The 17937-nt window shown below is 70.7% G+C and carries 14 protein-coding genes; 12 read left to right on the top strand and 2 right to left on the bottom strand.

Features of this window, described 5'->3' with window-relative positions; genetic code table 11:
• Window positions 1-19 precede the first annotated feature (19 nt).
• The 9 genes from AB0J36_RS25570 to AB0J36_RS25530 all read left to right on the top strand — a co-directional run bounded on the left by AB0J36_RS25570 (window position 20) and on the right by AB0J36_RS25530 (window position 11950).
• Window positions 20-2512, top strand: coding sequence for an NADH-quinone oxidoreductase subunit G (locus tag AB0J36_RS25570; protein ID WP_357123529.1), 2493 nt, complete (start codon window positions 20-22; stop codon window positions 2510-2512).
• Complete coding sequence (gene nuoH, locus AB0J36_RS25565) at window positions 2509-3861, top strand: NADH-quinone oxidoreductase subunit NuoH (RefSeq protein ID WP_357175891.1); 1353 nt, start codon at window positions 2509-2511, stop codon at window positions 3859-3861. The genes AB0J36_RS25570 and nuoH overlap by 4 nt, the downstream gene beginning before the upstream one ends.
• 1 nt (window position 3862) lies before the next feature.
• On the top strand, window positions 3863-4504 hold the full coding sequence (gene nuoI, locus AB0J36_RS25560; protein WP_357175894.1) for an NADH-quinone oxidoreductase subunit NuoI: 642 nt from the start codon (window positions 3863-3865) through the stop codon (window positions 4502-4504).
• On the top strand, window positions 4501-5271 hold the full coding sequence (locus AB0J36_RS25555; RefSeq protein ID WP_357123536.1) for an NADH-quinone oxidoreductase subunit J: 771 nt from the start codon (window positions 4501-4503) through the stop codon (window positions 5269-5271). Before nuoI ends, AB0J36_RS25555 begins: the two co-directional genes overlap by 4 nt.
• The gene (gene nuoK / locus AB0J36_RS25550) at window positions 5268-5567 is read left to right on the top strand and encodes an NADH-quinone oxidoreductase subunit NuoK (protein ID WP_355048264.1); all 300 of its coding nucleotides are present in this window, start codon (window positions 5268-5270) and stop codon (window positions 5565-5567) included. Before AB0J36_RS25555 ends, nuoK begins: the two co-directional genes overlap by 4 nt.
• 12 nt (window positions 5568-5579) lie before the next feature.
• On the top strand, window positions 5580-7505 hold the full coding sequence (gene nuoL / locus AB0J36_RS25545; RefSeq protein ID WP_357175896.1) for an NADH-quinone oxidoreductase subunit L: 1926 nt from the start codon (window positions 5580-5582) through the stop codon (window positions 7503-7505).
• Between the two features lie 64 nt (window positions 7506-7569).
• On the top strand, window positions 7570-9105 hold the full coding sequence (locus AB0J36_RS25540; RefSeq protein ID WP_357392612.1) for an NADH-quinone oxidoreductase subunit M: 1536 nt from the start codon (window positions 7570-7572) through the stop codon (window positions 9103-9105).
• Window positions 9106-9220: 115 nt separating this feature from the next.
• The gene (nuoN, locus tag AB0J36_RS25535; RefSeq protein ID WP_357123547.1) at window positions 9221-10774 is read left to right on the top strand and encodes an NADH-quinone oxidoreductase subunit NuoN; all 1554 of its coding nucleotides are present in this window, start codon (window positions 9221-9223) and stop codon (window positions 10772-10774) included.
• A 90-nt stretch (window positions 10775-10864) separates the two neighbouring features.
• Entirely contained in the window at window positions 10865-11950 is a 1086-nt protein-coding gene (locus tag AB0J36_RS25530; RefSeq protein WP_357392613.1) for a polyprenyl synthetase family protein, read from the top strand.
• A 48-nt stretch (window positions 11951-11998) separates the two neighbouring features.
• Here AB0J36_RS25530 and AB0J36_RS25525 read toward each other — a convergent pair whose 3' ends face one another.
• Entirely contained in the window at window positions 11999-13231 is a 1233-nt protein-coding gene (locus AB0J36_RS25525) for an MFS transporter (protein ID WP_357392614.1), read from the bottom strand.
• A gap of 154 nt (window positions 13232-13385) precedes the next feature.
• Between AB0J36_RS25525 and AB0J36_RS25520 the strand changes: the two genes are divergently transcribed.
• Window positions 13386-14168 carry an IclR family transcriptional regulator C-terminal domain-containing protein gene (locus AB0J36_RS25520; protein ID WP_357123556.1) on the top strand — a complete coding sequence of 261 codons (783 nt, stop codon included), beginning with the start codon at window positions 13386-13388 and terminating at the stop codon, window positions 14166-14168.
• An 82-nt stretch (window positions 14169-14250) separates the two neighbouring features.
• Here the strand turns inward: AB0J36_RS25520 and AB0J36_RS25515 are convergent, their stop codons facing one another.
• Window positions 14251-16377 (bottom strand): PhoX family phosphatase, encoded by a 2127-nt coding sequence (locus AB0J36_RS25515; RefSeq protein WP_357392615.1) that lies wholly within the window; start codon window positions 16375-16377, stop codon window positions 14251-14253.
• A gap of 215 nt (window positions 16378-16592) precedes the next feature.
• On the opposite strand from AB0J36_RS25515, the gene AB0J36_RS25510 reads away from it, so the two are divergent.
• On the top strand, window positions 16593-17108 hold the full coding sequence (locus AB0J36_RS25510; protein WP_357124632.1) for a sigma-70 family RNA polymerase sigma factor: 516 nt from the start codon (window positions 16593-16595) through the stop codon (window positions 17106-17108).
• The gene (locus tag AB0J36_RS25505) at window positions 17105-17827 is read left to right on the top strand and encodes a zf-HC2 domain-containing protein (RefSeq protein WP_355048256.1); all 723 of its coding nucleotides are present in this window, start codon (window positions 17105-17107) and stop codon (window positions 17825-17827) included. The genes AB0J36_RS25510 and AB0J36_RS25505 overlap by 4 nt, the downstream gene beginning before the upstream one ends.
• Window positions 17828-17937 lie beyond the last annotated feature (110 nt).

Here is a 17937-nt window from a genome sequence, read left to right as displayed (position 1 = left end):
CGAATGAAGGGCGACTCTGATGACCGACGTAGCCAAGCAGACCGAGACCGTCACCCTCACCATCGACGGCGTCGAGGTCACCGCCCCCAAGGGGGCGCTGCTGATCCGGGTCGCCGAGCAGATGGGCACCGAGATCCCCCGGTTCTGCGACCACCCGCTGCTGGCCCCGGCCGGCGCGTGCCGGCAGTGCCTGGTCGAGGTGGAGGGGCAACGCAAGCCGGTCGCCTCCTGCACCCAGACCGTCGCCGACGGCATGGTCGTCCGGACCCAGCTCACCTCCCCGGTCGCCCAGAAGGCGCAGGAGGGGGTGATGGAGCTGCTGCTGCTCAACCACCCGCTGGACTGCCCGATGTGTGACAAGGGCGGCGAGTGCCCCCTGCAGAACCAGGCGATGTCCACCGGCCGCACCGACTCGCGCTTCCACGAGCACAAGCGCGAGTACGAGAAGCCGATGGCGATCAGCAGCCAGGTGCTGCTGGACCGCGAGCGCTGCGTGCTCTGCCAGCGCTGCACCCGGTTCTCCGAGGAGATCGCCGGCGACAAGTTCATCGACCTGATGGGCCGGTCGTCCGCCGAGGAAATCAACATCTACCGGGACGACGCGTACGGCGAGCAGGGCGACGACGGTGACGTGCCGTTCAACTCCTACTTCTCCGGCAACACCGTGCAGATCTGCCCGGTGGGGGCGCTGACCGGCGCGCAGTACCGGTTCCGGGCCCGTCCGTTCGACCTGGTGTCCAGCCCGAGCGTCTGCGAGCACTGCTCGGCCGGCTGCGGGCAGCGCACCGACTGGCGGCGCGGCAAGGTGCTGCGCCGGCTCGCCGGTGACGAGCCGGCCGTGAACGAGGAGTGGAACTGCGACAAGGGTCGGTGGGGTTTCCAGTACACCCGGGCCGCCGACCGCCTGACCAACCCGCTGGTCCGCGACGAGCACACCGGTGAGCTGCGGGAGGCGTCCTGGAGTGAGGCGCTGACCCGGGCCGCCGAAGGGCTGCACGCGGCCCGCGAGGGCGGCCAGGGCACGGCGGTGCTCACCGGCGGTCGGCTGACCGTCGAGGACGCCTACGCGTACGCGAAGTTCGCCCGGGTCGCGCTGAACACCAACGACATCGACTTCCGGGCCCGGCCGGTCTCCCGCGAGGAGGCCGACTTCCTGGCCAGCTCGGTCGCCGGGGTCACCGACGTCACCTACACCGACGTGGAGAACGCGCCGGCCGTGGTGCTGGTGGGCCTGGAGCCGGAGGAGGAGTGCCCGATCCTCTTCCTGCGGCTGCGCAAGGCGTACCTGAAGAAGACCCTGACGGTGTACGCGCTGGCGCCGTTCGCCACCCGCGGCCTGGAGAAGCTCGGCGCCAAGCTGGCCCGGGTCGTGCCGGGCGAGGAGGCGAGCGTGCTCGCCGAGCACGCCACGGTCACCGAGGCGCTGAGCGCGCCGGGCGCGATCCTCATCGTGGGTGAGCGGCTGGCCGGTGTGCCGGGCGGGCTCTCCGCCGCGGCGGACGTGGCCCGGCGTACCGGTGCGAAGCTGGCCTGGGTGCCGCGGCGCGCGGGTGACCGCGGCGCGGTCGACGCGGGCTGCCTGCCCAACCTGCTCCCCGGGGGCCGGCTGGTCACCGAGCCGGCCGCGCGGGCCGAACTGGGCGAGGCGTGGGACATTCCGGCCGGGGTGATCCCCAGCCAGGCCGGTCGGGACACCGACGGCATCCTGGCGGCGGCGGCCAACGGACAGCTCGGCGCGCTGCTGGTCGGCGGCGTCGACCCGGCCGACCTGGCCGACCCGCGGCTGGCCGAGGCCGCGCTGGACGCGGTGCCGTTCCTGGTCAGCCTGGAACTGCGCGCCAGCGCGGTGACCCGGCGGGCCGACGTGGTGCTGCCGGTCGCCCCGGTGGTCGAGAAGGCCGGCAGCTTCCTCGACTGGGAGGGCCGGCTGCGTCCGTTCGAGGCGGTGCTGAACACCGCCGCGATGACCGACGGGCGGGTGCTCGACGCGCTGGCCGCGCTCCTCGACGTAAGCCTCGGCACCGCCGACGTGCCGAGTGTCCGCCGCGAGCTGGGCTCGCTGCCGGCCACGCGCATGTCCCGGCCGTCCGCGCCGTCGGTGTCGCCGGGCACCGTGCCGCACCCGGCCGCCGGGGAGGCCGTGCTGGCGACCTGGCACCAGCTCGTCGACAACGGCACCCTGACCGAGGGCGACGAGAACCTCGCCGGCACCGCCCGCCCGCCGGTGGTCCGGCTGGGCAAGGGCACCGCCGAGGCGCTCGGTGTCGCCGACGGTGACGCGGTCACGGTCGGCACCGACCGGGGCGCGCTGACCCTGCCGGCGGAGATCACCGAGATGCCGGACGGCGTGGTCTGGCTGCCCACGAACTCACCCGGTTCGACCGTGCGACGCAGCCTCGGGGCGACGTCCGGCACGGTCGTCCGGATCTCCGTTCCCGCATCGGGTACGGCCATCCCGGCCGGGCGCGTGGCGGCCGACGAGACCATCCTCAGTTCTGGGGGTAACCAGTGAACTCGATCGTCCTGGCTCAGGACCCGACGCTTGCCGACTTCGGTCGGGATCCGTGGTGGCTGGTTCTCGGCAAGATTGTCTTCGCCTTCGCGTTCGGTCTGCTGGCCACCCTGCTCGGTGTCTGGTTCGAACGGCGCGTGGTCGGTTACATGCAGGTGCGGCCCGGCCCGAACCAGGTCGGCCCGCTCGGCCTGTTGCAGACCCTCGCCGACGGCCTGAAGATGGCCTTCAAGGAGGACATCCTCCCGAAGGCGGCCGACAAGGTCGTCTACTTCTTCGCACCGACGATCTCGGTGATCTGCGCGGTCACCGCGCTGGCGGTGGTGCCGTTCGGCCCGATGGTGAGCATCTTCGGCCACCACACGCCGTTGCAGGTCACCGACGTGCCGGTGGCCGTGCTCCTGCTGCTGGCCTGCTCCTCGATGGGCGTCTACGGCATCGTGCTGGGCGGCTGGGCCTCCGGCTCGACGTACCCGCTGCTCGGTGGTCTCCGGTCGAGCGCCCAGATGATCTCGTACGAGGTCGCGATGGGCCTGAGCATCGTGGCGGTCTTCATGACCGCCGGCACGATGAGTACCAGCGGGATCGTCGCCGCACAGGGTGACGCCACCCGGCTGACCATCTTCGGCACCGAGATCCCGGCCCCGGGCTGGTACGCGATCCTGCTGCTGCCCAGCTTCGTCATCTTCTTCATCGCCACGGTGGGTGAGACCAACCGGGCGCCGTTCGACCTACCCGAGGCCGAGTCCGAGCTGGTCGCCGGCTTCATGACCGAGTACAGCTCGCTGAAGTTCGCGCTCTTCATGCTCAGCGAGTACGTCGCGATGGTGACCATGTCCGCGGTCACCACCACGCTGTTCCTCGGCGGCTGGCGGGCGCCCTGGCCGATCACGCTGTGGGAGGGCGCCAACTCCGGTTGGTGGCCGATGCTCTGGTTCTTCGGCAAGGTGATCGCGCTGGTCTTCGTCTTCGTGTGGCTGCGCGGCACGCTGCCCCGACTGCGCTACGACCAGTTCATGCGCTTCGGCTGGAAGGTTCTGCTGCCGATCAACCTGGTCTGGATCCTGGTCCTGTCGGGCCTGCGCTCGATCGAGGACTGGGACACCCGCGGCAAGGTCATCGCCGTGAGTATCCCGGCCGGCATCCTGCTGCTCGCCACGCTCTTCTGGCCGAGCCGGAAGCCGCAGCCGAAGCCGACCACGCAGGAGCAGGTCGACAGCCGGCCGTACGGGAGCTTCCCGCTGCCGCCGATGGATCTACAGGTACCACCGAGCCCGCGTATCACGCGCGTGGTCGCCGAGCGGGAGCCGGCCAACATCGTCGCCGGCTCGGACTCCAGGGAGGTGTGACGTGGGCGCGATCACCGGAACGTTCAAGGGATTCGGTGTCACCTTCTCGCACATGTTCAGGAAGGTCGTCACCACCGACTATCCGTTCAAGCCGCCGGTTTCGGCGCCGCGCTACCACGGGCGGCACATCCTCAACCGGCACCCGGACGGCCTGGAGAAGTGCATCGGCTGCGAGCTGTGCGCCTGGGCCTGCCCGGCGGACGCGATCTACGTCGAGGGCGGCGACAACACCGACGAGCAGCGCTTCTCGCCGGGTGAGCGGTACGCCAGCACCTACCAGATCAACTACGCGCGGTGCATCTTCTGCGGACTCTGCATCGAGGCCTGCCCGACCCGTTCGCTGACCATGAGCAACGAGTACGAGCTGGCCCGGGACAACCGACAGGACCTGATCTTCACCAAGGAGCAGTTGCTCGCCCCGCTGTTGGAGGGCATGGAGCAGCCGCCGCACCCGATGCGGCTGGGTGACAGCGAGAAGGACTACTACGTCGGCGCGCTGGACAACCCGGGCACCTCCGCCGGTGCCGAGACGTCACCGATGGGCCCTGGCCGCCACCAGGTCGAGGAGCACCCCGGCGTGACGTTCCCGGGCGCCGAGCAGGCCGCCCAGCGTGCGGCGGTCGGCAAGGGAGAGAACGCATGACCACGTCTACGGTGCTCGCCGCGGCGGGCGGGGTGTCCGGCGGCGAGCAGGTCACCTTCTGGATCCTCGCGCCGCTCGCGCTGATCGGCGCGATCGGGATGGTGGCGGCCCGCAACGCGGTGCACTCGGCGCTCTGGCTGGTGCTGACCATGCTCTGCCTGGGCGTGTTCTACGTGCTCCAGGCCGGGCCGTTCATCGGCATGGTGCAGATCATCGTCTACACCGGCGCGATCATGATGCTCTTCCTGTTCGTGCTGATGCTCGTCGGTCGGGACGCGTCCGACTCGCTGATCGAGACCCTGCGCGGTCAGCGGGTCGCCGCGATCGTGCTGGGGCTGGGCTTCGCCGGCCTCGTCGGCGGCGCCCTCTACCGGGCCGTCGAGGGCTCCACCGCCGTCGGCCTGGACGAGGCCAACGCGGAGGGGAACGTGCAGGGCATCGCCCGCCTGCTGTTCACGAAGTACGTCTTCGCGTTCGAGCTGACCTCGGCGCTGCTGATCACCGCGGCGGTCGGCGCCATGGTGCTCGCGCACGTCGAGCGGCGCAAGCAGGACAAGATGGACCAGCCGGCGACCATGCGGGCCCGCTTCGCGCCGGGCAACTACCCGGGCCCCAAGCCGGGCCCCGGCGTCTTCGCGACCTCCTCCTCGGTGGCCACCCCGGCGCGACTGCCGGACGGCCGGCTCACCGAGCGGAGCACGCCGGACATCCTGCCGGTGCGTGAGCTGACCGCGCAGGAGACCACTCTGAAGGGGACCGACCGGTGACTCCTGACTATTACCTGGTGCTGGCCGCGGTGCTGTTCACCATCGGCGCCGCCGGGGTGCTCGTCCGGCGCAACGCGCTCGTGCTGTTCATGTGTGTCGAGCTGATGCTCAACGCGGCCAACCTGACGCTGGTCACCTTCAGCCGGATCAACGGTGACCTCAACGGCCAGATCATGGCGTTCTTCGTGATGGTGGTGGCCGCCGCCGAGGTCGTGGTCGGCCTCGCGATCATCATGGCCATCTTCCGGACGCGACGCTCGGCGAGCGTCGACGACGCCAACCTGCTGAAGTACTAAAGGGGTCCACCGGTGGAAGAGACTGTGGAATACGCCCAGGCCACGGGGCTGCTCGGGGGCGTCTGGCTGCTGGTGGCGATCCCGCTGGTCAGCGCGGCCATCCTGCTGCTGCTCGGCCGGCGGGCCGACCGCTGGGGGCACTGGTTGGGCGTCGCGGCCATCGGCGCCGCGTTCGTGCTCGGGCTGGCGTCCTTCTTCCAGCTACGAGGCCTGGAGAACAAGTCGGTCGAGCTGAGCCTGTGGGACTTCATCGCGGTCGGTGACCTGCGGGTCGACTTCGGCCTGCTGTTCGATCCGCTGGCCGCCGTCTTCGTGCTCCTCATCACCGGCGTCGGCTTCCTGATCCACCTGTACGCCGTGGAGTACATGGCGCACGACGCGGGTCGCCGCCGGTTCTTCGCGTACTTCAACCTGTTCGTCGCCGCCATGCTGCTGCTGGTGCTCGGCAACAACTACGTGATGCTCTACTTCGGCTGGGAGGGCGTCGGTCTGGCGTCGTACCTGCTGATCTCCTTCTGGTACGGGCGGCCGAGCGCCGCCACGGCCGGCAAGAAGGCGTTCCTGATGAACCGGGTCGGTGACACCGGCCTCGCCATCGGCATCTTCATCATGTTCGCGACCCTGGGCACCACCCAGTACGACGAGGTCTTCAACGGCGTCGGCTCACTGACCGGCACCACCGTGCTGGTCCTCGGCCTGTTGCTGCTGCTCGGCGCGGCCGGTAAGTCCGGCCAGTTCCCGTTGCAGGCGTGGCTGCCGGACGCGATGGAGGGCCCCACCCCGGTGTCGGCGCTCATTCACGCCGCCACCATGGTCACCGCCGGTGTCTACCTGATCGCCCGCTCCAACCCGATCTTCTCCGCGAACTCGACGCTCCAGCTCGTGGTGGTCAGCGTCGGCGCGCTCACCCTGCTGATGGGCTGCATCATCGGCGCGGCCAAGGACGACATCAAGCGGGTGCTCGCCTGGTCGACGGTGAGCCAGATCGGCTACATGTTCCTCGGCGTCGGTCTCGGCGGCGGGGCGTACGCGCTGGCCATCGTGCACCTGCTGGCGCACGGCTTCTTCAAGGCCAACATGTTCCTGGGCGCCGGCTCGGTCATGCACGGCATGAAGGACCAGGTGGACATCCGCCGCTTCGGTGGGCTGTCGACGTACATGAAGGTCACCTGGTTGACGTTCATGATGGGCTGGCTGGCCATCATCGGCATGTTCCCGTTCTCCGGCTTCTTCTCCAAGGAGCCGATCATCGTGGCCGCCTTCGAGCGGGAGGACTGGACCGCCTGGCTCTACGGCGGTGCCGCGCTGCTCGGTGCGGGCCTGACCGCGTTCTACATGACGCGGCTGTTCGTGCTCACGTTCCACGGTCCGAAGCGGTGGACCGAGGACATCGAGCACCCGCACGAGTCGCCGAAGCTGATGACCATTCCGCTGATCCTGCTGGCGATCGGCTCGGTCGGCGCCGGCTTCCTGCTCTCCACCTCCGTGCCGGACTGGCTGACGTCCACCGCCGGTCTGGGCGGCGAGCACGCGGAGCACGAGCCGGTCCTCTCGCACCTCGTGATCACCACGCTGTCGCTGCTGGTCACCGTGCTCGGCGCCGGCCTGGCCTGGTTCCTGTTCCGGGCCGGCACGGCCACCGCGCCGCAGCCGGCCGGGATCCTGGTCACCGCCGCCCGACGCAACCTCTACACCGACGCCGTCAACGAGGCGGTCTTCGAGAAGCCGGGCATCTTCCTCACCCGGGCGCTGGTCTTCCTCGACAACCGGGGCATCGACGGTCTCGTCAACGGGCTCGCCGCCGCCGTCGGCGGGGGTTCGGGTCGACTCCGGCGGATGCAGACCGGCTTCGTCCGCTCGTACGCCACCTCGATCCTGGCCGGCGCGCTGCTGGTGATGGCGGCGTTCCTCGCGGTGCAGGCGGGGTGGTTGGCATGACCGACCCGAAGACGCCCGCCCCCGCCGGCGGACCACGCATCCACCACGGAGGTAAGGCCGCATAATGTCCAACTTCCCGTTCCTCTCGGTGCTCACCGTGGCGCCACTGGTGGGCGCTCTGGCGGTGGCCTTCCTGCCGCGCCACCGGCCCGAGCTGGCCAAGCAGGTGGCGTTCGCCTGGTCGCTGCTGGTACTGGTGCTCTCGGTGGTGATGTGGGTCAGCTTCAACGCCGTCGGTGACCGGTTCCAGTTCCGGGAGTCGTACACCTGGATCCCGAACTGGGGCGTCAACTTCACCTTCGCCGCCGACGGCATCGCGCTGGTGATGCTGATGCTGATCGCGGTGCTGGTGCCGTTGGTGATCCTGGCGTCCTGGCACGACGCCGAGTCGTCGAAGCGGTCCATCCCGGTCTACTTCGCGCTGCTGCTGATCCTCGAGAGCACGATGATCGGCGTCTTCGCGGCCGCCGACGTCTTCCTGTTCTACGTGTTCTTCGAGGTCATGCTCGTGCCGATGTACTTCCTGATCGGCAGCTACGGCGGCCACCAGCGGCAGTACGCGGCGGTGAAGTTCTTCCTCTACTCGCTGGTCGGCGGTCTGTTCATGCTGGCCGCGGTGATCGGCCTGTGGGTGGTCGGTGGCAAGACGTTCGACTGGCAGGCGCTCTCGCAGGTCGACATCAGCACCGGCACCGAGCGGTGGCTGTTCCTCGGCTTCTTCCTCGCGTTCGCCATCAAGGCCCCGTTCTTCCCGTTCCACACCTGGCTGCCGGACGCCGGTGGCGCCGCCCCGGCGGGTGCCGCCGCGTTGCTGGTCGGTGTGCTGGACAAGGTCGGCACGTTCGGCATCCTGCGCTACTGCCTGCCGCTGTTCCCCGAGGCGTCGAAGTGGTTCGCGCCCTGGGCGCTGGCGTTGGGCGTGATCGGCATCATCTACGCGGCGCTGCTGGCGGTCGGTCAGAACGACCTCAAGCGGCTGGTGTCGTACACCTCGATCGCGCACTTCGGGTTCATCGGGGTGGGCATCTTCGCGTTCACCACCCAGGCCGGCACCGGCGCGGTGCTCTACATGCTCAACCACGGCCTGGCCACCGGCCTGCTCTTCCTCGTGGTGGGCATGCTCGTCGCCCGGCGTGGCTCGGCGCTGATCAGTGACTTCGGTGGTGCCGGCAAGCTGGTCCCGGTGCTCGCCGGTGTGCTGTTCTTCGCCGGTCTGGCCTCGCTCGCCCTGCCGGGGACCGCGCCGTTCATCTCCGAGTTCCTGGTGCTGATCGGCACGTTCACGGTGAACAAGCCGGTGGCGGTCATCGCCACGGTCGGCATCATCCTGGCGGCGGCGTACGTGCTGTGGATGGTGCAACGCACCACGCAGGGCACGCTCAACCCGGCGCTGACCGAGGTCGACGGTATGCGCCGGGACCTCAGCCTGCGGGAGAAGGTCGTGGTCGCCCCGCTGATCGCGCTGATCGTGCTGCTCGGCTTCTACCCCAAGCCGGTCACCGACGTGATCAACCCGGCCGTCCAGGCGACCATGGACGACATCGGCAGGACCGACCCCGCCCCATCGGTGGGCGGCACTCTCCAGGAGGCAGGCCGGTGAGCGCGAGGAGTGCAGCGCAGCGGAGCCCCGCAGTCGCGAACGAAAGGTCGGCATCGGTGAGCGCGAGGAGTGCAGCGCAGCGGAGCCCCGCAGTCGCGAACGAAAGGTCGGCACAGTGACCGAGTTGAAACTGCCGTCGCTCGATTACGCGGCGCTCGCCCCGATCCTGATCATGCTGGGCACCGCGTTGCTCGGCGTGCTGGTCGAGGCCTTCGTGCCCCGGCGCTCGCGACACCTGGTGCAGCTGACGCTGGCACTGCTGGCCGTGCTCGCCGCGCTGACCATGGTGGTCCTCAACGCCGACGACCGGCTCATCACGGCCGGTCAGGCCATCGCGGTGGACGGGCCGACGCTGTTCCTCCAGGGCGCGATCCTGGTGCTGGCGGCCATGGCGCTGCTCCTGATCGGCGACCGCTCCGTCGAGCGGGGCGGCGCGTTCGTCGCCCAGGCCGCCGTGACGGCGGAGTCGGCCGACGACCGGAAGCAGGCTGAGGGCCGCAACGGCCTCACCGAGGTGTACCCGCTCGTCACGTTCGCCATCGGCGGCATGCTGATCTTCGTGGCGGCGAACGACCTGCTGACCATGTTCATCGCGTTGGAAGTCTTCTCCCTCCCGCTGTACCTGCTCTGCGCGCTGGCTCGCCGCCGGCGGCTGCTGAGCCAGGAAGCGGCGATGAAGTACTTCCTGCTCGGCGCGTACGCCTCGGCGTTCTTCCTGTTCGGTGTGGCCCTGATCTACGGCTTCACCGCGGGCGTTCCGGGCCGTTCCGCCGGTGTCGACTTCGCGACCGTCAACGCGGCGGTGAGTGAGTCTCCGGCCAGCCCGGTGCTGCTCTTCGCCGGCATGGCGCTGCTCGCCATCGGTCTGCTCTTCAAGGCCGCCGCGGCCCCGTTCCACGTCTGGACCCCGGACGTCTACCAGGGTGCGCCGACCCCGGTCACCGGCTTCATGGCGGCCTGCACCAAGGTCGCCGCGTTCGGCGCCCTGCTGCGCGTCTTCCACGTCGCGTTCGAGGGCGGGGGCTGGGACTTCACCCCGGTCCTCGGCGCGGTGGCGGTGCTGACCATGCTCCTGGGCGCGGTGCTCGCGGTCACCCAGACCGACATCAAGCGGCTGCTCGCGTACTCCTCGATCGCCAACGCCGGCTACCTGCTGGTCGGCGTGCTGGCCCCGAGCAAGGACGGGCTGTCCGGCACGATGTTCTACCTGGTCGCGTACGGCTTCTCGGTGCTCGCCGCGTTCGCCGTGGTGACCCTGGTCCGGGACGCTGACGGCGAGGCCACCCACCTGTCCCGGTGGGCGGGGTTGGGCCGGCGCTCGCCGTTCTTCGCCGCGCTGTTCACGTTCATCCTGCTGGCCTTCGCCGGTATCCCGCTGACCAGCGGATTTACCAGCAAGTTCGCCATCTTCGGGCCGGCCCTTGAGGGCGGTCAGGCGTGGCTGGTGATCGCCGGTGTGCTGACCAGCATGGTGCTCGCGTTCCCGTACCTGCGGGTCGTGGTGATGATGTGGCTGTCCGAGCCGGGCGAGTCCACCCCGACCGTGACCGTGCCGGGCGGGCTCACCTCCGCCGCCCTGATGATCGGCGTGCTGGCCACCCTGGTGCTGGGTGTCGCCCCGGCGCCGCTGCTCGACCTGGCTACCGGAGCCGCCGAATTCGTGCGGTGAGACGTGGCTCTACCACCGGGGGCCGGCGCGCGACAGCGTGCCGGCCCCCGCTGCGTATCCCCGATCCGGAGCAGGTAGAACGGGTGTGGCATGGTTGATGGTGTGGTGATTCCGGCTGGCGAGCGTTCAGGTGCCACCGGTTCCGGCGGTCGCCGGGGTCGGGCGAGCATGAGTCAGTTCGGCGCGCTCGGCCTTCATCTCGCCGATCCCCGCGTCGAGGCATCCGTGCTGGGCCTGCTGGAAGCGGTCGAGGTCGAGCTGAGTGCGAGTGTGGCCAGCGCCGACCCGTTCGTCTCCGAGGCGGCCCGGCACCTTCTCGACGCCGGGGGTAAGCGGTTCCGGCCGCTGCTGGTGGCGCTCGGTGCCCAGTTCGGCGATCCCACGGGCGCGCGGGTGGTCCCGGCGGCCGTGGTGATGGAGCTCACGCACCTGGCCACCCTCTACCACGACGACGTGATGGACGAGGCGGACGTGCGGCGGGGTGCGCCGAGCGCCAACTCGCGTTGGACCAACTCGGTCGCCATCCTGGTCGGCGACTACCTCTTCGCCCGCGCCGCGGACATCGCGGCGGACCTGGGCCCGGAGGCCGTCCGGTTGCAGGCGCGCACCTTCGCCCGGCTCGTGCACGGGCAGATCGCCGAGACGGTGGGGCCGCGTGCCGGCGACGACCCGGTCGCGCACTACCTGAGCGTGATCGCCGAGAAGACCGGCTCCCTGATCGCCACGTCGGCCCGCTTCGGCGGCATGTTCAGTGGCGCTCCGGCGCAGCACGTCGAGGCGCTCGCCGGGTACGGCGAGACGATCGGCGTCGCCTTCCAGCTCTCCGACGACCTGCTCGACATCGCGTCCGAGTCGGTGCAGTCGGGCAAGACGCCCGGCACGGACCTGCGCGAGGGGGTCCCGACGCTCCCGGTGCTCTACGCCCGTGCGGCCGACGACTCCGACGCCTCCTCGGTGCGGCTGCGGGAGATCCTGGCGACCGGTCCGTTGACCGACGACGCGCTGCACGCCGAGGCGCTGGGGCTGCTGCGGGAGAGCCCGGCGCTCAAGCGTGCCCGGGAGACCGTGCGCAGCTACGCCGAGGACGCCCGCGCCTGTCTGGCCCCGCTCCCCGCGAACTCGTCCCGCCAGGCCCTGGAGTCGCTCTGCGACTACATAGCCGACCGCACAAGCTGACCAGCACGCCCCTCCAGCGCGGCACCCCCAGCTTCGTTGATCATGAAGTTATTGCCTCGACACGCCGTGTGATGGGGCAACAACTTCATGATCACCGGCTCGGGGGTGAGGGGTTGGTAGGAGGCGGCTGGCGGTCAGCATCAGGGCGGCGGCCAGCAGCATCGACACCGAGGCCGTGGCCCACATTGTCGGGTAGCCCAGGTGGGCGGCGAGCGGGCCGAGGCTCAGTGGGCCGAGGCAGCCGCCCGCGTACACCCCGGTCTGTGTGATCGAGGTGGCGGCGGCCGGAGCCTGCGGGTGCAGCCGGACCACCGCGAAGGTCATGAGGCCGGGCCAGGCCCAGCCCAGACCGAACCCGAGCACCACGCCCGCCACCAGCGGCACCGGGCCGGCCACCGCGAGCAGGCCCAGCCCGACCGCCCCGATCACCAGCATCGCGGCGATGAGCGCGACGTGACCGTTGGCCCGCCGGTCGGCCAGTCCGCCAGCGCCCACCCGGGCGACGACACAGACCGCGCTGCCCAGGGTCAGGGTGAGGCCGGCCAGAGCAGGCGAGAGGCCCCGGGCGGCGGCCGAGTCGACCAGGAAGGTGCCGAGCGCGTTGGCCGCGCCCGCCGCCAACGTCGCCGCCGCGCCGACGACCACCAGGGCCGTCGTGGCCCGGCCTCCGCGCGTCCCGTCGGCCCGACGCGCACGACCGGACACCTGCCGGGGTACGGCCGGCAGCGTGGTCAGCGCCGCGACTGCCGCCACCACGAACGCCCAACGCCAGCCGGCGGTGAGCGCGATGGTGGGCACCGCCGCGCCGGCCAACAGCGTCGAGACCGGGATCGCCGCCTGCTTGACGCCGAACGACAGGCCCTGCCTCCGCGGCGGGACGTGCTCGGCGAGCGCCGCGTTGCTGGCGAGCTGGCCGAGGGCGTTCGCGGCGGCGCTGAGCGCCAGCAGGGCGAGCAGCGCCTCGTACGAGCGGGCGAGCGCTGCCACGGCCAGCATCGACCCGGAGGCCAGCACGATGGCGCAGCGGGCCACCAGCGCCGGCCCGTACCGCTCGACGAGGCGTCCGGAGGGCACCGAGGTCAGCGCGCTCACGCCGAAGTAGACGGAGACGGCCAGGCCAAGCCCGGCGGGGGAGAAGCGGAGATCCGCACCCATCTGCACGGCGAGGCCGCCGAGCAGGAAGACGGGCAGTACGCAGGCCACGGTGGTGACCACGGCGCCGGCGCTGGCCCGGATGGGGCGGGTGCGGACGGGCGCGGGGGTGAGGACGGTGTGGGTCATCGTGAGGCAAACCTACGCGAGTCGCGCTCAGGCAACTCCTGGTGACCGCTGGTGTACGAGGAGTGGATGGTGATCTGGCATCCTCGACCCGAACAGGCATTTCGCACGCGGCCTGTTTTTCATATGGTGTAAGTCCCCGGCGGCGGAGGTGGTTGTGCGCGACCCCTTGGCAGAACCTTCGGACCTGATCCGCAGCGTGTCCCGAGCACTGCGGGTGCTCGAGTCGGTCGGTCGTGCCCCGAAGGGCCTGACCGTCAAGCAGATCGCCCGACGGTGTGAGCTGACCGTGGCCACCACCTACCACCTCGTCCGCACCCTCGCGTACGAGGGTTACGTGATCCGTCGCGAGGACGGCACGTACATCGTGGGTCTCGAGGTGGCCGACCGTTACCGCGAGTTGGTGACCGCGTTCCGGGGTCCACCGGTGGTCGGCGAGACGTTGCGACGCGCCGCCGTCGACACCGGTTACAGCCACTTCCTGGGTCGGTTCGTCGGCGGTCAGGTCGCCATCACGGCGGTGGCCGAGGGGCACCGTTCGCCGTATCTGGAAGATCTCGTTCCCGGCTTCGACGAGGGGGCCCACGCGACCGCTCTCGGCAAGTCCCTGCTCGCCACCCTGACCGCCGAGCAGCGCTTCCGCTATCTCCGCGAGTACGGCATGCGTCCCTTCACCAGCGCCACGCTTACCGCCACCGAGACGTTCGAGGCCGACCTGGCCGCCGGTGACCGCCGGGGGATGCAGTTGGAGTTGGGACAGTTCCGCCAGGGGGTGGCCTGCGCGGCGGTGCTCGTCGCACCCGACAAGGACATGGAACGTCGGGTCGTGCTGGCCTGCGCCCTGCCCGCGAGCGAGATGATGACCTCCGCCCGTGTCGTACGCGCGAAGCTGCTCACCGTCGCCCGTACGGTCGCCGACGGCATCGCCGCCGACCACTGACCCGCCGGACGCGCCAGAGGCCCTCTCCCGGGCTGGGAGAGGGCCTCTCGGGGCGGTCCGGCGCCGAACCGCCAGGGGAACGTCAGCTGCCCACCGGGCCGCCGTCGAGGCGCCAGGTGACCACCACGCCCGGCTTGGCGTAGTCGCCGTCCGGCCAGTTCGAGGCCGGGTTCTCCACCGACGCGCCGGTGATCTCGCCCGGGTGCTGCACCGCGACGAACACCGAGCGGTTGTCGCCGGTGATGAACGGACCGCAGGTCTCCGCGCCGATCGGCACGGTCAGGAACTGCTTGAGGTGGCCCTTCTCCGGACCCTCGACCGCGGTGGCGAAGAGGCCGTCGTTGCTGCCCAGCGCATTGCCGTCGGTGGAGATCCACAGGTTGCCGGTGGCGTCGAAGGCGACGTTGTCCGGGCAGGAGATCGGCGAGACCTGGGTCTTGTCGTACCCGGAGAAGAAGGTCGAGGGGTCGGTCGGGTCGCCGCAGACGATCGGGAGCGACCAGGCGAACGTCTCCGCCGTGTTGTCGTCGCGCTCCTCGACCAGCTCCAGGATCTGCCCGTGCTTGTTGGCGTTGCGCGGGTTGGCCTCGTCCGCGGCCGCCTTGCCGGCCTTGCCGCGGTCGGTGTTGTTGGTCAGCGCCACGTACACCTTGCCGGTGAGGTGGCTCGGCTCGACGTCCTCGGGACGGTCCATCTTGGTCGCGCCGACCTTGTCACCGGCGAGCCGGGCGAAGGTGAGCACGTCCGCGGCGGTCATCCCGTCGACGAACGACCGGTTGCCGCTGACCAGCTTGATCCAGCGACCCCGACCGTTGAACGCGCCGTCGGTGGGGAGCGTGCCGGAGCCGTCGATCTCGGCGGCGCTGGTCTGGTCGAGCTGCGCGACGTAGAGCGTGCCGGACTCCAGCAGGGTCAGGTTGTGCTTGCGGGCGGCCCAGGAGTTGCCCTTGAGGAACTTCTTGTCCGAGACGAACTTGTACAGGTAGTCGAACCGCTCGTCGTCGCCCATGTACGCGACCACGTGGCCGTCCCTGGCGACGATGACGTTCGCGCCCTCGTGCTTGAAGCGACCCATCGCGGTGTGCTTGCGCGGACGGCTCTCCGGGTCGAACGGGTCGATCTCGACGACCCAGCCGAACCGGTGCGCCTCGTTGGGGTGCTTGGCCAGGTCGAAGCGCTCGTCGGCGCGTTCCCACTTGCGGCTGCCGCTGGGGTAGCGAGCGGTGGTGGTGATGCCGTAGCGGTCGAACTTCGGCTTCAGGTCGGCCGGCGCGGCGTCGGCGCCGACGAAGTACTGGTTGAAGTTCTCCTCGCCGGACAGCACGGTGCCCCACGGGGTCACGCCACCGGAGCAGTTGTTCAGCGTGCCGACGACCGTACGGCCCTTCGGGTCGGCGGCGGTCTTCAGCCAGGCCGAGCCGGCGGCCGGGCCGGTCAGGTCGAACTTGGTGCTCAGCGCGGTGACCCGCCGGTTGTACGGCCGGCGGCCGTTGCCCACGGGCTTCCACTGCCCGGTGCCGCCGACCCGCTCCAGCTCCACCACGGACATGCCGTGCGCGGCCATTGCGGTGCGCAGCTGCTCCACGGAGAGTCCGTCCAGGCCGGGGAACCCGGGGAACATGAGGTCCTCGTTGGTGTACTCGTGGTTGACCACGAGCAGCGCCCTCCTGCCCTGCTTGTCCAGCGGCAGCACACCCACGAAGTCGTTGTTGTAGCCGAACTGCTTCGACTGCGCGGCGGCGCTCTGGTGGTGCAGGTCGAACGCCGGCGCGCCCGGCAGCACCGGGTCACCCCACTTGATCACCACGGCGTGGTCGTAGCCGTTCGGCACGACCAGGGTGTCCAGCTTGTTCGGCGGAATCGGCTTGAAGGTCAGCGCGCCGCTGCCGACACCCGTGGTGGGACGGCCGAAGCCGAAGTTCTCCGGCACGTCCGGGGTGGTGGGGGCCGCGCTGGCGGGGGCCGCGCCGGCCAGCGCGCCGACCGCCGCGCCGCCGAAGCCGAGCACCAGGGCGCCGACCGCGCCGGCCCGGACCACGCCGCGCCGGGAGACCTCCGCGTCCACCACGTCACCGAAGTACGCGTTCTCGGACGTGTTCGGTACCGGGTGGTCACAGGCGTTGCCGCAGCGGTACAGGCAGGTCATGGCGTCACGGGTGCCGTGGCGCTTGCCGGTCAACAGCGGGAGCAGCCGGGGACGGTCGCTCATGGGAGAAGCCTCCAGGTGAGTGGGTGGCGCGACAGGCGGCGTACCAGCCGGACGCTAGGAGGACGCGGTGAGCGGTCGTCGGCCGCGATGTGAACCAGGCGTGAACACCTGCCCGGCCACCAGTGGTCTGACCTCGGGCTGAACCGTTCGGCGTCACCACACGTATTCCCGGGCGGACGCACCGCCGGACCCGCGCCGGAAGTGAGGAGACCGCCATCAGCGACCATGACGCCCAACTGCTGCGGGCGCTGCACGACGAGCACGCGGAGGCGTTGTACGCACACGCCCTGCGGCTGGTCAACGGCGACCGGCAGCGGGCCGAGGACCTGGTGCAGGAGACGCTGCTGCGGGCCTGGCGGCATCCCGAGTCCCTCGACCCACGACGTGGCTCCGTGCGGGCCTGGCTGTTCACGACCGCCCGCAACCTGGCCATCGACGCCTGGCGTCGACGCTCCACGCGGGTCGGTGAGGTGTTCACCGACGAGATTCCCGAGCCGCCGGAGGTCGTCGACGAGGCCGAGCGCGCCGTCGAGGCGTGGACCGTCGCCGAGGCGTTGAACCGGCTCAGCCCGACCCACCGTGAAGTCCTGGTGGAGTGCTTCTACCAGGGGCGGTCGGTGGCGGAGGCGGCGTCGCGGCTGGGGGTGCCGCCGGGAACCGTCAAGTCACGCACCCACTACGCGCTGCGCTCACTACGGTTGGTCCTGGCCGAGATGGGGGTGACGGGATGACCCGGTGCGAGTTCGCGCACGACGACGGCGCGTACGTGCTGGGCGCCCTGGCCCCCGCCGAGCGGGCGGCCTACGAGCGGCACCTCGCCGGCTGTGCCTCGTGCCGGGATGCCGTCGCCGAGATCGCCGTCCTACCGGGACTGCTCGGCCGCCTCGACCCGGCGGGCCTGGAACAGTTCCTGCCACCGCCGACCGCGCCCCGGGCGCCCGCGCTGCTCGAGGAGGCCCGGGCGCGCCGGCGCCGCGAACGGACCAGGACCCGTCGCCGGTACGCCCTGACGACGCTGGCCGCCGCCGCGTTGGCCCTGGTGGTCGGCGTGGGAACGGCTGCCGTGCTGCCCCGACCGGTCGCCCCGCCGCCTGACCCGGGGGCGCAGGGCACTTCGCGCCCCGCCCCGCAGGTGTCGATGGTCGCCATGCGGCCGGTGGCACTCGCCGGTCCGGTGCACGCCGACATCGGTCTGACCGGCAGCAAGTGGGGCACCGAGATCACCATGCACTGCGGGTACGACGCGCGGACGAGCTACGGCAAGGCGTACCCGTTCCGGCTGGTGGCGAAGGGCCCGAGCGGCGCGAGCGAACAGATCGGCTCCTGGCTCGCCGCGCCCGGCGACGACCTGGTGTTCACCGGCATGACCCGCTTCACCGACGCGGAGCTGGTCAGCGTGGAACTCCAACGAGCCGACGGCACCCCCCTGCTCACCTACGCAGTCCCCTAACCCCGCCCCCAGGCTCGCCCCCCACCCCGCCCCCCACCCCCGCCCCCACCCCGTGGGGGGGGGGGTTTGTGGTTGGGGTTTTTTGGCCGGCCCAAATGGTGGTGGGGGGC

The organism is Micromonospora sp. NPDC049662 (genome assembly GCF_040675055.1).
Taxonomy (GTDB): Bacteria; Actinomycetota; Actinomycetes; order Mycobacteriales; family Micromonosporaceae; genus Micromonospora.
The sequence above is the reverse complement of the archived record's forward strand: the minus strand, read 5'-3'. Positions and strand labels throughout refer to the sequence as shown.

Coding starts and splice junctions, on each gene's coding strand:
- AB0J36_RS25570 (WP_357123529.1), top strand. CDS start 20: ATGACCGACGTAGCCAAGCAGACCGAGACCGTCACCCTCACCATCGAC.
- AB0J36_RS25555 (WP_357123536.1), top strand. CDS start 4,501: ATGACCACGTCTACGGTGCTCGCCGCGGCGGGCGGGGTGTCCGGCGGC.
- AB0J36_RS25540 (WP_357392612.1), top strand. CDS start 7,570: ATGTCCAACTTCCCGTTCCTCTCGGTGCTCACCGTGGCGCCACTGGTG.
- AB0J36_RS25530 (WP_357392613.1), top strand. CDS start 10,865: ATGGTTGATGGTGTGGTGATTCCGGCTGGCGAGCGTTCAGGTGCCACC.
- AB0J36_RS25525 (WP_357392614.1), bottom strand. CDS start 13,231: ATGACCCACACCGTCCTCACCCCCGCGCCCGTCCGCACCCGCCCCATC.
- AB0J36_RS25515 (WP_357392615.1), bottom strand. CDS start 16,377: ATGAGCGACCGTCCCCGGCTGCTCCCGCTGTTGACCGGCAAGCGCCAC.
- AB0J36_RS25505 (WP_355048256.1), top strand. CDS start 17,105: ATGACCCGGTGCGAGTTCGCGCACGACGACGGCGCGTACGTGCTGGGC.